Origin of the sequence: Rubellimicrobium thermophilum DSM 16684 (assembly GCF_000442315.1) — a bacterium.
GTDB classification, from domain to species: Bacteria; Pseudomonadota; Alphaproteobacteria; order Rhodobacterales; family Rhodobacteraceae; genus Rubellimicrobium; species Rubellimicrobium thermophilum.
The window spans coordinates 667,047-680,066 of record NZ_KE557320.1; the positions used below are offsets into that span (position 1 = coordinate 667,047).

Here is a 13,020-nt window from a genome sequence, read left to right on the forward strand (position 1 = left end):
TTATGAAGAAAGCTGCCCGTTGCCGCCCCGTCACCCGCGGTGTAAGCAGCCGGCATGGCCGGCGCCGATCCCCGATCCCTGTTCCGCATCGCCCGGGCCGACGGGTCCGAAGGGCATGCCCCGCCCATCGATCTGGGGGCCCGCGTGCGCGAACTGCGCCGCGCGCGGGACTGGACGCTCGAGCAGGCCGCGCGAAAGGCCGGTCTGGCCCGTTCGACGCTTTCCAAGATCGAAAACGGGCAGATGTCGCCCACCTATGACGCGCTCAAGAAGCTGGCCGTGGGGCTTGGCATCTCGGTGCCGCAGCTCTTCACCCCTGCGCCGGCGCCGCAGGCGAACGGGCGGATGACGGTGACCCGCGCGGGCGAGGGGGCGGCGCATCTGACCACCACCTATGAGCATGAGCTTCTGGCCGAATCGCTCAGCCGCAAGCGGATGCTGCCTTATCGGGCCCGCGTCCGGGCCCGCCGCATGGAGGAGTTCGACGGCTGGGTCCGGCATGAGGGGGAAGAGTTCCTCTATGTGCTGACGGGGCGCATCCGGCTCTTCACCGAGTTCTACGAACCGGTGGACATGGCCCGCGGCGACAGCGCCTACTACGATGCCGCGATGGGCCACAATGTCATCAGCATCAGCCAGGACGACGCCACCATCCTCTGGGTCACCTCGCTGGGCTGAGGGGGGGCATCCGAGGGGCGGCCGTCGGCCGAAGATGTTTACCGGATCTTAACCTTTTCATGGCAGTCTGGGTCTGCGCGCGGGAATCGCCGGGGCCGGGGGGCTCGTCCTCCCCCGGCAGGCACGCCGGAGGAGGAAGGCGCGCGGGCTCTTGCGGCTCTCCCCGGATGGGCTCCGGCCGCGATCCCTGCTCTTTGTCGGAACCCGGGTGCCCGGTTCACCATAGCCACACCCCGGGGTGGCCTGCGCCGCCTGGACGGCTCCGCGCTTACCCGCCCGGCGGGCGGGTGGCGGATGGCGCAGCGCCCCGGTCTGCCCCTCCGTGGGGGGGGATCGCTGGCGCCCCGTCGCCTGTCCCGCTCTCGGGTGTCCCGCTCTCGGGGTGCGTCCTGCACCTGGACGAGCAGGGGAGGGTCACAGACCACAGCAGAGGGCGCCCGCAGGGCGCCCCGGATGGCCAGGGATGGGCCTGTCCGCGCTATTGCGCAGGCGTGTCTTCCCACCACCAGACATCCGGCTGCCAGCCCGGCCAATCGCCCATGAGGGGGAGCCGCTCGGGGAATTTCAGCTCGGCGGCATGGGCGATGCGGGCGACATTCCACTGGTAGAAGGGAATGACATAGCGCCCGGCTGTCAGGACACGATCCAAGGCCTGGACGGCAGCGACGAAGTCCTCGTTGCTTTCGGCGTTGAGCATGTCGTTGATCAGCCCGTCGATGGCGGGGCTCTTGACGCCCATCAGGTTGCGCCCGCCCGGTTCGTCCGCGGGGCCGGAGCCGAAATAGAGCACCTGTTCGTTGCCGGGGCTGAGCGAGACCGCACGGCGGTAATAGGTCATGTCGAAGTCGTAATTGTCCGTGCGTTCCTTGTATTGCGCGCTGTCCACCGAAGTGACGGTCGCCTGGATGCCGAGCCGTGCGAGCGACTGGACATACATGTTCACGATCGCCGCCACCTCGGAGGAGCCGTTCTCGAGGAGGATCTCGAAGGCAAAGGGTTCGCCGGCGGCATTGCGCAGCACGCCATCCTGGCCGAGCGTCCAGCCCGCCTCGCCCAGCCTTTCGAGGGCGAGCGTGATATTGGCGCGGTTGCGCTCGGTCCCGTCGCCGACGGGCAGGCTGTAGCCTTCCATGGCGCCGGGGGGCAGGTAGTCCTCGTATTGGCAAGATATTCGGCCACGCGGCCTTCGGCCGGGCCGGGCGTCATGCCGAGGGGGCTGTTGGAATAGAAGGACGTGATTCGCGGCTGTTCGCCCCCGGTCATCGCCTCATTGATGAACTCGAAATTGAAGGCGAGGATGAGCGCATCGCGCACGCGCCAGTCCCTCGAACAGCGGATCGCGCGTGTTCATCACGAGGCCCGTCATCCCCGAAGGGCGCTGATGCGGCACTTCGGACAGCACGATTTTCCCCTCGCGGGCCAGGGGGAAGTCGTATTGCGTCTGCCAGCGCGCGACATTGCTTTCGCGCATGATGTTGGTTTCGCCGATCTTGAAGCTCTCGAAGGCGGCCGTCTCGTCGCCGAAGAATTCGTAGCGCACCTCGTCAAGATTCATGGTGCCGCGGCGGAAGGGGATGTCGGCGCCCCAGTAGTCCGGGTCGCGCCGCAGCACGACATAGCGGCCGGCCTCGAAGCTTTCCACGACATAGGGGCCGGAGGTGATGGGAATGATCTCGAGCCCGTCGGCATTGGCGAAGTCCACCCCTTCCCACTGGGCCTTCTGCAGGATCGGGCGCAGCCCGGCGAGCATGGCAAGCTCGCGGTCCTGGGTATTGAAGGTGATGCGGATACCGCGTTCGCCGACGGGTTCGATGGATTCGACCTTTTCCCAGAAGGTCCGGTAGCGGGGATGCCCCTGAGTGCCGAGCGTCTCGTAGGACCAGATCACATCCTCGACGGTGACGGGATCGCCGTTGGAAAAGCGGGCCTCCGGGCGCAGATGGAACTCGACCCATGACCGGTCGGGCGCGGTCTCCACGGTCTCGGCCAGCAGGCCGTAGAGGGTGAAGGGCTCATCGAGCGTCCGGCCCATCAGGCTCTCGGTCACGAGATAGGTCAGCTGCCAGGGAACCGTGCCCTTGAGGATATAGGGATTGAGGCTGTCGAATGTGCCGACCTCGGCCGAGATCACGGCGCCGCCCTTGGGCGCGTCCGGATTCACATAGGGAAGATGCGTGAAGTCCGGCGGCAGGGCAGGCTCACCATACATGGCGATGCCATGGCTGGGTTCGGCCCAGGCGGCGGTCGAAAGAAGGAGAGCCGCAAGAGCGGCATTTCGCCCTCCGGTTGCAATGCGAAGTGGTGTCATGGCTTGGTTCGGACCTCCTGCCCCGGTTCTGCCCTGTTCGCCGAGGTTACGGGCGGCGGGCCGCGAAATCAAACTTTTGGCTGGCGAAACGTCGAGGAAAGGTCTATAAGGGACTCACTGCTCGATAGGTTTCTTGCCTGTATGAAACCTGCCTCAACAACTTGACGCCCGCCCCGCGGCGGGCGTTTTTTCTTGCCCCATCGTTCCGCTGCGGACAACTTCAAGCAAAATCTCAGGATTCCCGGGGCTTCGCATCGCGGCCCCAAACCCCAGGCCGTCGGGTGGCGGGCGGAACGCGGCCGCGCTGCCGTCCGAATCGCCCTCGCAGGCGGGAATCACCCGGTGATGTTCCATCTTTATCCACAGGGGCAAGAGGTTGACCGAATCACTTGAGGCGGGACGGGAGTCGCCGCTTCTCCCCTCTTGATGGACAAGGATGAGCAAGGCAGGCGGCAGGCCGTTGCACCGGAAGCCTGACCTGGTCATGCTGCATCTGCGTAATCCGACGGAGCCGACAGATGTCCTCTTCCCGCCCTCTCGAAGGCCGTCATGCGATCGTGACCGGTTCGACATCCGGGATCGGCCTGGGTGTGGCGCGCGCCCTGGCGGGGGCCGGTGCGGCCGTGACCCTCAACTCCTTCACCGACCGGCCCGAGGATCATGCCATCGCGCAGGCCATGGCCGATGAATTTTCGGTGACGGTCCGCTACATCCGTGCCGACATGAGTCAGGGGGAGGAATGCCGGGCGCTGATCGCGCAGGCCGGCGGCTGCGATATCCTCGTGAACAATGCGGGGATCCAGCATGTCGCACCCATTGAAGACTTCCCACCCGAGACCTGGGATCGAATCCTGGCGATCAATCTGGCTTCTGCCTTTCACACGATCGCGGCCGCGCTGCCGGGCATGCGGGCAAGGGGATGGGGCCGGATCATCAACATGGCCTCGGCGCATGGCCTCACCGCCTCCCCCTACAAGGCGGCCTATGTCGCCGCGAAGCACGGTCTGGTCGGTCTCACGAAGACGGTTGCGCTGGAGGTGGCAGGGCAGGGCATCACCTGCAACGCGATCTGTCCCGGCTATGTCCTGACCCCGCTCGTGGAGGCGCAGATCCCGGATCAGATGCGGACGCATGGCATGGACCGCGAAACCGTCATCCGCGAAGTGATGCTGGCGCGCCAGCCGTCGCGGCAGTTCGCGACGGTCGAGCAGATCGGCGGCACGACGGTCTTCCTCTGTTCGGAGGCCGCGGCGCAGATCACCGGCACGACGATCAGCGTCGATGGCGGCTGGACGGCGCTCTAGACGCCCTCGCCGTTGCGAAGCGTGCCGCGCGGCATCTCCCCCGGATAGACCAGCCCGGCCGAGATCACGAGCTTGGCCGCATCCTCGAGCGTCATGTCGAGTTCGATGATCTCCGACCGGCGGACGAAGAACAGATAGCCGGTGGTGGCGTTCGGGGTATTGGGACGGAACAGGCAGACCCAGGGATCGTCCTCTCCGTCGGACAGGCGTTCGCGCAGCTCTCCCTTGGCCGGTGCCGTGATGAAGGCGATCGTCCAGCAGTCCTTGCGCGGGAACTGCACCAGACAGGCCTTCTCGAACTTCACCTCGGAGTTCGAGATGAGCGTTTCCGCGATCTGCTTGACGGCGTTGTAGACGGATCGGACGACGGGCACGCGGCCCAGGATCTCTTCTCCGGCGCGCAGCAGGCTGCGACCGATCAGCCCCTTGGCCATCCAGCCGATGAGGACCGTGAAGATCAGGAAGACGACAACTCCGACACCGCGGATGTTGACATCGATCCATTCGGGCGATCCCCGGGGATTGCCCAGCCACCGGTTGATCATCGCATCCGGATGCCAGTAGCGCGGCACGAAGGGCATCACGAAGCCGTCCACCCAGCCGACCGCCGTCCAGATGAGCCAGACGGTCAGGCCCAGGGGCGCAATGACCACGACGCCCGCGAAGAAGTTGTTGCGGATCGCGCTGGCGATGCGGGTGATCAGCCAGTGACGGGGCCGGGGAGGCTTCGCGGGTGCGGTCATGTCAGGGGGACTCGGTCCTCTGGCGGATCCTGTCTAGGGCAGGGACCGGCCTTCCCGCAATGGCGGCCAGCGCCATCCTTCATGCCATTTCCGCGAGTGACCGGGCGATCCGCGCCGCCAGGCGCGCATTGTTGAGAACAAGGGCGATGTTCGCCTCCAGACTGCGCCCGCCCGTCAGTTCGAGCAACCGGGACAGCAGGAAGGGAGTCACCTCCTTGGCAGCGATCCCTGCCCGTTCCGCCTCGGCCTGGGCCTGCTCGATCAGGGGGGCGAGCGTTTCGGCGGGGATCTCGTCCGCTTCGGGAATCGGATTCGCCACAAGCTGACCGCCTGGCAGGCCCAGCGCCGCGCGCAGACGATGGGCGCGGGCGATCAGGGCCGGGTCGTCCAGCCGCTGCGGCGCGCGCAGACCCGAGCGGCGAGACCAGAAGGCGGGCAACTCGTCCTGAGCGAAGGCGATGACCGGAACGCCCAGCGTTTCGAGCACCTCGAGCGTCCGGGGCAGATCGAGGATGGCCTTCGGTCCTGCGGCCACGACCGTGACCGGCGTCTGGGCCAGTTCCTGCAGATCTGCCGAGACGTCCCATGTCCGTTCCGCCCCGCGATGAACCCCCCCGATTCCGCCGGTCGCGAAGACCTCGATCCCCGCATGCCGTGCCGCGATCATCGTGGCGGCCACCGTGGTCGCCCCCGTTGCCCCCTCGGCAAGGCAGAGCGCCAGATCGGCACGCGAGACCTTGCGCACGCCGTCGGCCCGGGCGAGCCTCTCCATCTGGTCCGGTTCCAGACCGACATGCAGGATGCCGTCGAGAATCGCGATGGTGGCCGGTGTGGCGCCGGCTTCGCGGATGGTGGCTTCCACCTGTCGGGCCGTCTCGAAGTTGCGCGGCCAGGGCATCCCATGCGTGATGATGGTTGATTCGAGCGCGACAAGCGGTCGGCCCTCCTGCCGTGCTGCTTCAACCTCGCGTGAAAATCGCAGATCGATCAAATCTCTGTCTCCCCTGCCACATATCGTGCTGCAGCTTCGGCCGCGAAGGCGAGAGCCTCGTCCCGCGGGATGCCCCGGCGTTCGGCGACGAGATGAGCCGCCATCAGCGTGTCACCCGCGCCGGTCACCCTCTGAACCGTGACGGCGCGCGGGCGGATCTGAACAAGGCCGTTCCCGTCGGCATCGGCAAGGCCACGGCCGCCATCCGTTACGATGACACGCCGCGCCCCGAGGGCCAGCAGGGCCGCAGTGGCGTCTGCGGCATCGGACAGCCGTCTCCGGCAGAGAAGACAGGCTTCCTCGAGATTGACATAGAAGGTCGCCTTCGGATGCCCGAGCAGGGCAAGCAGCCGTTCGGCCTTGCCGGGACTGGCGGGCGCCACCCGCAGATCGGCCTGTGCGAAGAGGGGAGAGCCGGCGATGCGGGCCAGCAGATCGGGTGTGAGATTGCCGTCGAGGGCCACGGGACCGCTCCAGGGCGCCGCGTCGGAGCCGAGCCGGCCATCGGCCAGCGGAGCCAGGATGCGGTCTCCGGCCGCCTCGAGGGAATGGGCATCGGCAATGGCGGCAAAAAGGCCTTCGGGACCTTCGATCGCCATGTAGCGATCGGTCGGCAGATGATCGGAGCGATGGACGAAATCGGTGCGCATGCCCATGCGCGCGGCCTCGGCCAGAAGGGTATCGCCCTCTGCATCCCGACCGATGGCGGTAAGCAGGGCGGGGGTCAGGCCGAACCGGACGAGCGTCATGGCGATGTTCATGGCCACCCCGCCGGGAAGGCGGATGATGCGGCCGGGCATGTCGGCCCCCGGGGCGAGGGGGGCGGTGGTGCGGCCGATCACATCCCACAGCACCGCACCGATGCAGAGGATGTCGGGAGGAGGGGGGCAGACCGCGCGTTCGACCATGTCGCGGGTGATGCCCGGGTCGAGGCGTCCGGTCAACGCAGGCGCGGGCCTTGTCTTTTCGGCAGGCTGCCGCTAAGGCCGCCACACTTCGCAGGCGGAGGCGGGCGTCGGGGGGAGACATCCTCCGCCGTCCACCGGTTGGGGCAGGGGTGCCGGAAGGCATCCGGGTCCTGATCCTCCGTCGAAGGCTCAAACCGGAAAGGACGAGGACATGGCTCTTCCCGAATTCACCATGCGCCAGCTTCTCGAGGCGGGCGTTCATTTCGGCCATCAGACCGCGCGGTGGAATCCGCGCATGGCTCCCTACATCTACGGCTCGCGCAACGGCATCCACATCATCGACCTGACCCAGACCGTGCCACTGCTGGAGCAGGCGCTGCGCGTTGTGCGGGATACCGTCGCCAAGGGCGGGCGCGTCCTGTTCGTCGGGACCAAGCGGCAGGCGCAGAAGCCCATCGCCGACGCGGCCGAGCGTTCGGCACAGTTCTACATCAATCACCGCTGGCTGGGCGGCACGCTCACGAACTGGCAGACGATCTCGCAGCGGATCAACACCCTGCGGGCCATCGACGAGGCGGCCGAGCGGGGCTTCGAGGGGCTGACCAAGAAGGAGCGGCTCGGGATGGAGCGGCAGCAGCAGAAGCTGCAGGCCTCGCTGGGCGGCATCCGCGAGATGGGCGGCATCCCCGACCTCCTCTTCGTGATCGATGTGAACAAGGAGGATCTCGCGATCAAGGAGGCGCGCAAGCTCGGCATTCCGGTGGTTGCGGTGGTCGACACGAACTGCTCGCCGGAAGGGGTGGACTACATCATTCCGGGCAATGACGACGCCTCCCGTGCGATCACGCTCTATTGCGACCTTGTGGCGCGTGCCGCACTGGACGGAATGAGCGCCCAGCTCAATGCCGCCGGCGTGGATATCGGTGCGATGGAAGCGCTGGTCGAAGAGGCCATGCAGGAGGCTGCCGCGCAGGGCTGACGGACCGGGCCGGGCCGTCCGGGACGCTTCATCGGGCGGGTTCAGACCCGCCCGAATCCGTTTGAAGGAGGATGAGATGACGATCACCGCGAGCATGGTGAAGGAACTGCGCGAGGCGACCGGCGCGGGGATGATGGACGCCAAGAAGGCGCTGACCGAAACGAATGGCGACATGGATGCCGCCATCGACTGGCTGCGGACCAAGGGATTGGCCAAGGCGGCAAAGAAATCCGGGCGCACCGCGGCCGAGGGTCTGGTCGGCGTTGCTGTTGAAGGGGGACGGGGCGTCGTCGTCGAGGTCAACTCGGAGACCGATTTCGTCGCCAAGAATGCGGAATTCCAGGCCCTTGTGCGTGATGTTGCCCATGCGGCGCTCAAGGCGACGGATCTTGAATCGCTCAAGCAGACCGATATCGGCGGCAAGACAGCCGAGGCCGCGGTCACCGATGCTATCGCCCGGATCGGCGAGAACATGACGATCCGCCGGATGGTCGCGCTCGAAGGCGAGACGGTGGTCAGCTATGTCCACAACGCCGCTGGCGAAGGCCTGGGCAAGATCGGTGTGCTCGTGGCGCTGAGCGGGCCGGACAACGGCATCGGCCGGCAGATCGCGATGCATGTCGCTGCGGCCAATCCTGCGGCGCTGGACGAAGCCTCGCTCGATCCGGCCGTGCTGGCCAAGGAGCTGGAGATCCAGACGCAGAAGGCGCTGGAGGAGAACGCATCCGCCGCCAAGCCGAAGCCCGAGGCGGTGATCCGCAACAACATCATCCCCGGCCGGATGAAGAAGTTCGTCGCCGAGAACACGCTGCTCGGTCAGGCCTTTGTGGTGAATCCCGATCAGACCGTTGCCGAGGCCGCGCAGGCGGCGGGGGTGACCGTGACGGGCTTCGTGCGTCTCGCTGTCGGTGAAGGAATCGAGAAGAAGGAAGAGGACTTCGCGGCCGAAGTGGCGAAGATGAACGCGGCGGCCGAAGCCGCCCGCAGCTGAGGGAAGAACCGGCGACACCGCGCAGGACAATGTGCGGTGTCGCCGACGACCCCCGAGACCCGGCGCAGCGACGCCGAAACTTCGCGGGATCTGGCGGCGGTCCGGTGCAAACACCGGACCCGCCACCACCGGCCTCTCGAGCAAGAGAGGCCGGTCCGCTGCGCGCCGGTCCGAAATTGCGGAGGTGTCGCCGCGGTCGTCAGAGCCGGCCGTCAGGGCCGGATCCGTCATTCCACCGAGAGATAGCGCATCTTTCCCTTGATGGCGAGAGCTGGCGTCCGAACGGCCGGCATGACTCCGGTCACATGCTTATTTTACATAATATATATTATGCGACTTCCTTGTTCCGTCACTCCACGGGCAGGATCACGCTGAACCGGCTCCCCTTTCCCGGTTCGCTCTCGATCCGCAGCCGACCGCGATGGCGGTTGATCACATGCTTCACGATGGCCAGGCCCAGACCTGTCCCCCCCACCTCGCGCGAACGGTGCGTGTCTACGCGATAGAATCGTTCCGTGAGGCGCGGAATGTGATGTGCCGCGATCCCCGGACCGCGATCCTCGACGACAATCCGCACACAACGACGGCGCAGCGAAGGCTCGTCCTGCGGCGGCATCACCCGCACCGTCACGGGGCCGCCCGACCCGCCATACTTGACCGCATTCTCCATGAGATTCAGCAGAACCTGCCGGAGCTGGCCGACATCCCCCGGAACGATGGCTCCGAGCTCGGGCACCTCGAGATGGATCGCCGTCGTCCATTTTGCAGCCAGCGGCTCAAGTGTCGCGGCCACCGATCTGGCCAGATCGGCGATATCGACCCGTGCCACGGGACGCTGCCGTTCCTCGGCCTCCACGCGGCTCAGATTGAGCAGGTCGTCTACGAGACGCGCCATGCGCGAGGCCTCGGCCGCGATGATCTTGAGGAAGCGTTCGCGCGCCTTTGGATCCTCCCGCGCCGGTCCCTGGAGGGTTTCGACAAAACCCAGCAAGGCCGTCAGGGGCGTGCGCAGCTCGTGACTGACATTGGCGACAAAGTCGCGGCGAATCTGGCCGGCCTCCTCGACGGCGGTGATGTCCTCGAAGCAGACCAGAACACGGGCTCCGCTCGGAAGCTCGAGCGGACGGGTGAAGATTCTCCACGTCGTGTCACGGCTTCCCTCCCGGCCGAGATAGCGCCCCTCGGGGGCTGACGGTCGGTCAGGGTCCGCTCGATCGCTTCCAGGGTGGCGGGCTGCCGCAGGACGGTGATGTAATGCCGCCCCGTTCCGTCATGGCCGAACAGGGCACGGGCAGCGCTGTTGATCGCCTCGATCCGTTCGTCCGGGCCGATCAGGAGGGTCGGCGTCGGCAGCGCCAAGACGGTCAGGATGGCATCCTGTGACATGCACGACTCCTTCGCCCGATTTCCCGCTGAAGTTGAACATGCGGCATTGTCTGTCGCGGACGAGCTTCTATGATCGCCCCCCGTGTCAGGGATTCCGCGGTCACAACGTGCTGCGGCGATCCGGCTGTCAACCCGTGCCCTGTCTTTCCCTCATGCGTGTCCTGTTCCCGTGAATCCGGTGCCCATGCCATCCGAACCTGCAGCGATCCATGATTCTGGTTATCGGCAATTTGCGCAGCTGGCACGCAGAAGGCCGCATTCTGCCGGAGATCGAGGGATTCCACTTCGCAAGGTTCGAGGATCTGTCGGCCGATCTTTTGCACGCGTTGAAGCCCGATCTGGTTCTCTCGCCCCTAATGGGTGAGGATTTCGACGCCCTGGATGTGGCCCAGCGGCTCGATGCCCTGGGATATGCCGGGCGATACCGCGCGCTGACCAATCCCGTGCCAGACCCTGATGCCATTCGCGCCGAAATGCGTTCGGTCGCCCCGGATCTCGACTTCGATCTCTTCGTGATCAACGACAGCCGGTCGTGACGGCAGACAGTCCTGCGGCAAAGCGCGCTGCATTTGCGGCATAGCCCTCCGCGGATCGGTGCAGCCCGGCGACGGCCATGGCATCGAGCTCGCGAACGGCCCGCGCCGGCACGCCCATCAGCAGGCTGCGTGCCTCGAACCGTTTCCCTTCCGTCACGAGGGCCCCTGCCCCGACGAGACATTCCGGCCCGATGACCGCACCGTTCAGGATCGTCGCCGACATGCCGATCAGGGTCGTCTCGCCGATGGAGCAGCCATGCAGCATCGCCTTGTGGCCGATGGTGCAGCGCGCGCCGATCGTCAGGGGAAAGCCCCAGTCGGTGTGGCAGACGACATTCTCCTGGATGTTGGTCTCTTTCCCCACCTCAATCCATTCATTGTCGCCCCGCAGGACGGCGCCGAACCAGACCGAGGCCCGTGCGCCGATGCGGACCTTGCCGATCACCTGCGCAGAGGGCGCGATCCAGGCCGTGGGATGGATCTCCGGTTCCTGACCATCGAGCGCCCAGATCATCCCGCCATGCCCTCGAACTCGGCGGCAAGACCGCGGACAAAGCCGTTGAGCCATGGCTGCCTCTCGCGACGGAGGCGTTCGGCCCGGACGATTTCCTGCACCATCCTGTCGGTTTCATCCAGATCGCGGTTGACGAGGACGTAATCATATTCTGCCCAATGGCTTGTCTCTGCCATCGCGCGTGCCATCCGTCCGCGGATCACCTCCTCGCTGTCCTGCGCGCGACTGCGCAGACGCCGCTCCAGTTCGGCCATGGAGGGCGGCAGGATGAAGATGGAGACCACCTCGCGCCCCAGGGGCGAGTTGCGGATCTGCTGCCCCCCCTGCCAGTCGATGTCGAAGAGGGTGTCGCGCCCGGCAGCCATGGCCGCCTCGACCGGGGCGCGCGGCGAACCATAGAGATTGCCGAAGACCTCGGCATGTTCCAGAAGCTCGCCCCTCTCGACCATCGCGCGAAAGGCCTCGCGCGAGACGAAGTGGTATTCCCGGCCATCGATCTCGCCCGGTCGGGGGGGGCGTGTGGTCGCCGAGACCGAGAAGGAGACTCGGGCTGAGCGGCAAGAAGGCGGCGGGCCAGGGTCGACTTGCCTGCCCCTGAGGGCGAGGACAGGATGATCAGAAGGCCGCGCCGCGGTGGCAGGGTCTGGGATGTCACGCCCTCACTCCACGTTCTGGACCTGCTCGCGCATCTGGTCGATGGCCGCCTTCAGGTCAAGGCCGATCCGGGTCAGGGCGGCATGGCTGGCCTTGCTGCACAGGGTGTTGGCCTCGCGGTTGAATTCCTGGGCCAGGAAGTCGAGCCGCCGTCCGGCAGGCTTCGGATCGGTCACAAGGGCACGGGCCGTCTCCACATGGACACGGAGACGGTCGATTTCCTCGGTCACATCATTGCGCAGCGCGATCAGGGCGAGCTCCTGGGTCAGCCGGTCTTCGTCGGCATGGGCCAGCTCTGCCGTCATCCGGCGAAGCGCCTCCGGCAGCTTCTGTCGGGTCTCCTCGAGACGGGCCCGGGCCAGTTCTGCGGCCTCCTCGACAAGACGGGCGATGCCATCGACCTGTTCTGCGATCACGCGGGCCAGCGCCCGTCCCTCCGCTTCGCGCATGGCCAGCAGATCGTCGAGAACCGCATCGAGCCCCTGCAGAAGCGCGCCGTGCAATCCTTCCTCTTCCGTTGCGGCGCCCATGACGACGACACCGCGCTGGGCCAGCACATCAGAGACAGATGCCGGCGCGAGGGTCAGTCCCTTTTCGTGGGCCCGCGCCTGGACCATGCGGATCCCATCGAGCACGCGATCGAGCTGTTCGCTGTCGATGGCGAAGATGCCCTCCCGCAGGGGGCGCGACAGGCGCAGCGTGACGGCGACATGACCACGGGTCAGCCGCGCCGTCACCGCGGAACGCACCGCCGGTTCCAGCCCCTCGAGACCGTCCGGCAGGCGCAGCCGGAGATCGAGCCCTCGGCCGTTCACCGACCGCGCTTCCCATTCAAAGCCAAGAGAGCCGATCTGGCTCCGCCGATGCGCAAAGGCCGTCATGGAGCGGATCACGGCCTCACCTCGCTTTGTCCTGCTCACGCGCACATTAACGATTTAATACTTTAGTAACAGTCTTCTCCCGCCGATGCGCTAGACTGGGAAAAGAGGGGGCGGGAGACAGGAGATGGAACGGAACGGAATGGGGCC

Annotated in this window: 10 protein-coding genes and 3 pseudogenes; 5 read left to right on the forward strand and 8 right to left on the reverse strand. The window is 66.4% G+C overall.

What is annotated here, in order from left to right; all coding sequences use genetic code 11:
• Positions 1–54: 54 nt before the first annotated feature.
• Positions 55–678: a helix-turn-helix domain-containing protein gene (locus tag RUTHE_RS04175; RefSeq protein ID WP_021097044.1), complete on the forward strand. Its 624-nt coding sequence runs from the start codon at positions 55–57 to the stop codon at positions 676–678.
• A 478-nt stretch (positions 679–1,156) separates the two neighbouring features.
• On the opposite strand, the pseudogene RUTHE_RS04180 reads toward RUTHE_RS04175, so the two are convergent.
• A pseudogene (locus RUTHE_RS04180) lies at positions 1,157–2,986 on the reverse strand (extracellular solute-binding protein).
• Between the two features lie 518 nt (positions 2,987–3,504).
• Between RUTHE_RS04180 and RUTHE_RS04185 the strand changes: the two are divergent.
• The gene (locus RUTHE_RS04185; protein WP_021097047.1) at positions 3,505–4,290 is read left to right on the forward strand and encodes a 3-hydroxybutyrate dehydrogenase; all 786 of its coding nucleotides are present in this window, start codon (positions 3,505–3,507) and stop codon (positions 4,288–4,290) included.
• On the opposite strand, the gene RUTHE_RS04190 is transcribed toward RUTHE_RS04185, so the two are convergent.
• From RUTHE_RS04190 to RUTHE_RS04200, 3 genes are all read right to left on the reverse strand, one after another.
• Positions 4,287–5,033: a DUF502 domain-containing protein gene (locus tag RUTHE_RS04190; RefSeq protein ID WP_021097048.1), complete on the reverse strand. Its 747-nt coding sequence runs from the start codon at positions 5,031–5,033 to the stop codon at positions 4,287–4,289. The two genes, RUTHE_RS04185 and RUTHE_RS04190, sit on opposite strands and share 4 nt — an antisense overlap.
• 79 nt (positions 5,034–5,112) lie before the next feature.
• Positions 5,113–6,024: a pseudouridine-5'-phosphate glycosidase gene (locus RUTHE_RS04195; RefSeq protein ID WP_021097049.1), complete on the reverse strand. Its 912-nt coding sequence runs from the start codon at positions 6,022–6,024 to the stop codon at positions 5,113–5,115.
• Positions 6,021–6,932, reverse strand: a complete 912-nt coding sequence (locus RUTHE_RS04200; RefSeq protein ID WP_040645282.1) for a PfkB family carbohydrate kinase — start codon at positions 6,930–6,932, stop codon at positions 6,021–6,023. The genes RUTHE_RS04195 and RUTHE_RS04200 overlap by 4 nt, the downstream gene beginning before the upstream one ends.
• Positions 6,933–7,143: 211 nt before the next feature.
• On the opposite strand from RUTHE_RS04200, the gene rpsB reads away from it, so the two are divergent.
• Positions 7,144–7,911 (forward strand): 30S ribosomal protein S2, encoded by a 768-nt coding sequence (rpsB, locus tag RUTHE_RS04205; protein WP_021097051.1) that lies wholly within the window; start codon positions 7,144–7,146, stop codon positions 7,909–7,911.
• A 76-nt stretch (positions 7,912–7,987) separates the two neighbouring features.
• The gene (gene tsf, locus RUTHE_RS04210; protein WP_021097052.1) at positions 7,988–8,902 is read left to right on the forward strand and encodes a translation elongation factor Ts; all 915 of its coding nucleotides are present in this window, start codon (positions 7,988–7,990) and stop codon (positions 8,900–8,902) included.
• A gap of 349 nt (positions 8,903–9,251) precedes the next feature.
• On the opposite strand, the pseudogene RUTHE_RS04215 reads toward tsf, so the two are convergent.
• A pseudogene (locus tag RUTHE_RS04215) lies at positions 9,252–10,288 on the reverse strand (ATP-binding protein).
• Positions 10,289–10,497: 209 nt separating this feature from the next.
• Here RUTHE_RS04215 and RUTHE_RS04220 point away from each other — a divergent pair.
• Complete coding sequence (locus RUTHE_RS04220; RefSeq protein ID WP_021097055.1) at positions 10,498–10,824, forward strand: hypothetical protein; 327 nt, start codon at positions 10,498–10,500, stop codon at positions 10,822–10,824.
• Here RUTHE_RS04220 and RUTHE_RS04225 read toward each other — a convergent pair.
• From RUTHE_RS04225 to RUTHE_RS04235, 3 genes and pseudogenes are all read right to left on the reverse strand, one after another.
• Positions 10,805–11,338 (reverse strand): gamma carbonic anhydrase family protein, encoded by a 534-nt coding sequence (locus RUTHE_RS04225; RefSeq protein ID WP_021097056.1) that lies wholly within the window; start codon positions 11,336–11,338, stop codon positions 10,805–10,807. The genes RUTHE_RS04220 and RUTHE_RS04225 overlap by 20 nt on opposite strands.
• Positions 11,335–11,978: pseudogene (gene gmk, locus RUTHE_RS04230) on the reverse strand (guanylate kinase). The gene RUTHE_RS04225 and the pseudogene gmk overlap by 4 nt, the downstream one beginning before the upstream one ends.
• Positions 11,979–11,997: 19 nt before the next feature.
• Complete coding sequence (locus RUTHE_RS04235; RefSeq protein WP_342662205.1) at positions 11,998–12,912, reverse strand: YicC/YloC family endoribonuclease; 915 nt, start codon at positions 12,910–12,912, stop codon at positions 11,998–12,000.
• Positions 12,913–13,020: the final 108 nt, after the last annotated feature.

Bases quoted from the DNA above. Each gene is read 5' to 3' on its own strand.
- rpsB (WP_021097051.1), top strand. From the start codon at position 7,144: ATGGCTCTTCCCGAATTCACCATGCGCCAGCTTCTCGAGGCGGGCGTT.
- RUTHE_RS04175 (WP_021097044.1), top strand. From the start codon at position 55: ATGGCCGGCGCCGATCCCCGATCCCTGTTCCGCATCGCCCGGGCCGAC.
- RUTHE_RS04190 (WP_021097048.1), bottom strand. From the start codon at position 5,033: ATGACCGCACCCGCGAAGCCTCCCCGGCCCCGTCACTGGCTGATCACC.
- RUTHE_RS04185 (WP_021097047.1), top strand. From the start codon at position 3,505: ATGTCCTCTTCCCGCCCTCTCGAAGGCCGTCATGCGATCGTGACCGGT.
- RUTHE_RS04225 (WP_021097056.1), bottom strand. From the start codon at position 11,338: ATGATCTGGGCGCTCGATGGTCAGGAACCGGAGATCCATCCCACGGCC.
- tsf (WP_021097052.1), top strand. From the start codon at position 7,988: ATGACGATCACCGCGAGCATGGTGAAGGAACTGCGCGAGGCGACCGGC.
- RUTHE_RS04200 (WP_040645282.1), bottom strand. From the start codon at position 6,932: ATGGTCGAACGCGCGGTCTGCCCCCCTCCTCCCGACATCCTCTGCATC.
- RUTHE_RS04220 (WP_021097055.1), top strand. From the start codon at position 10,498: ATGATTCTGGTTATCGGCAATTTGCGCAGCTGGCACGCAGAAGGCCGC.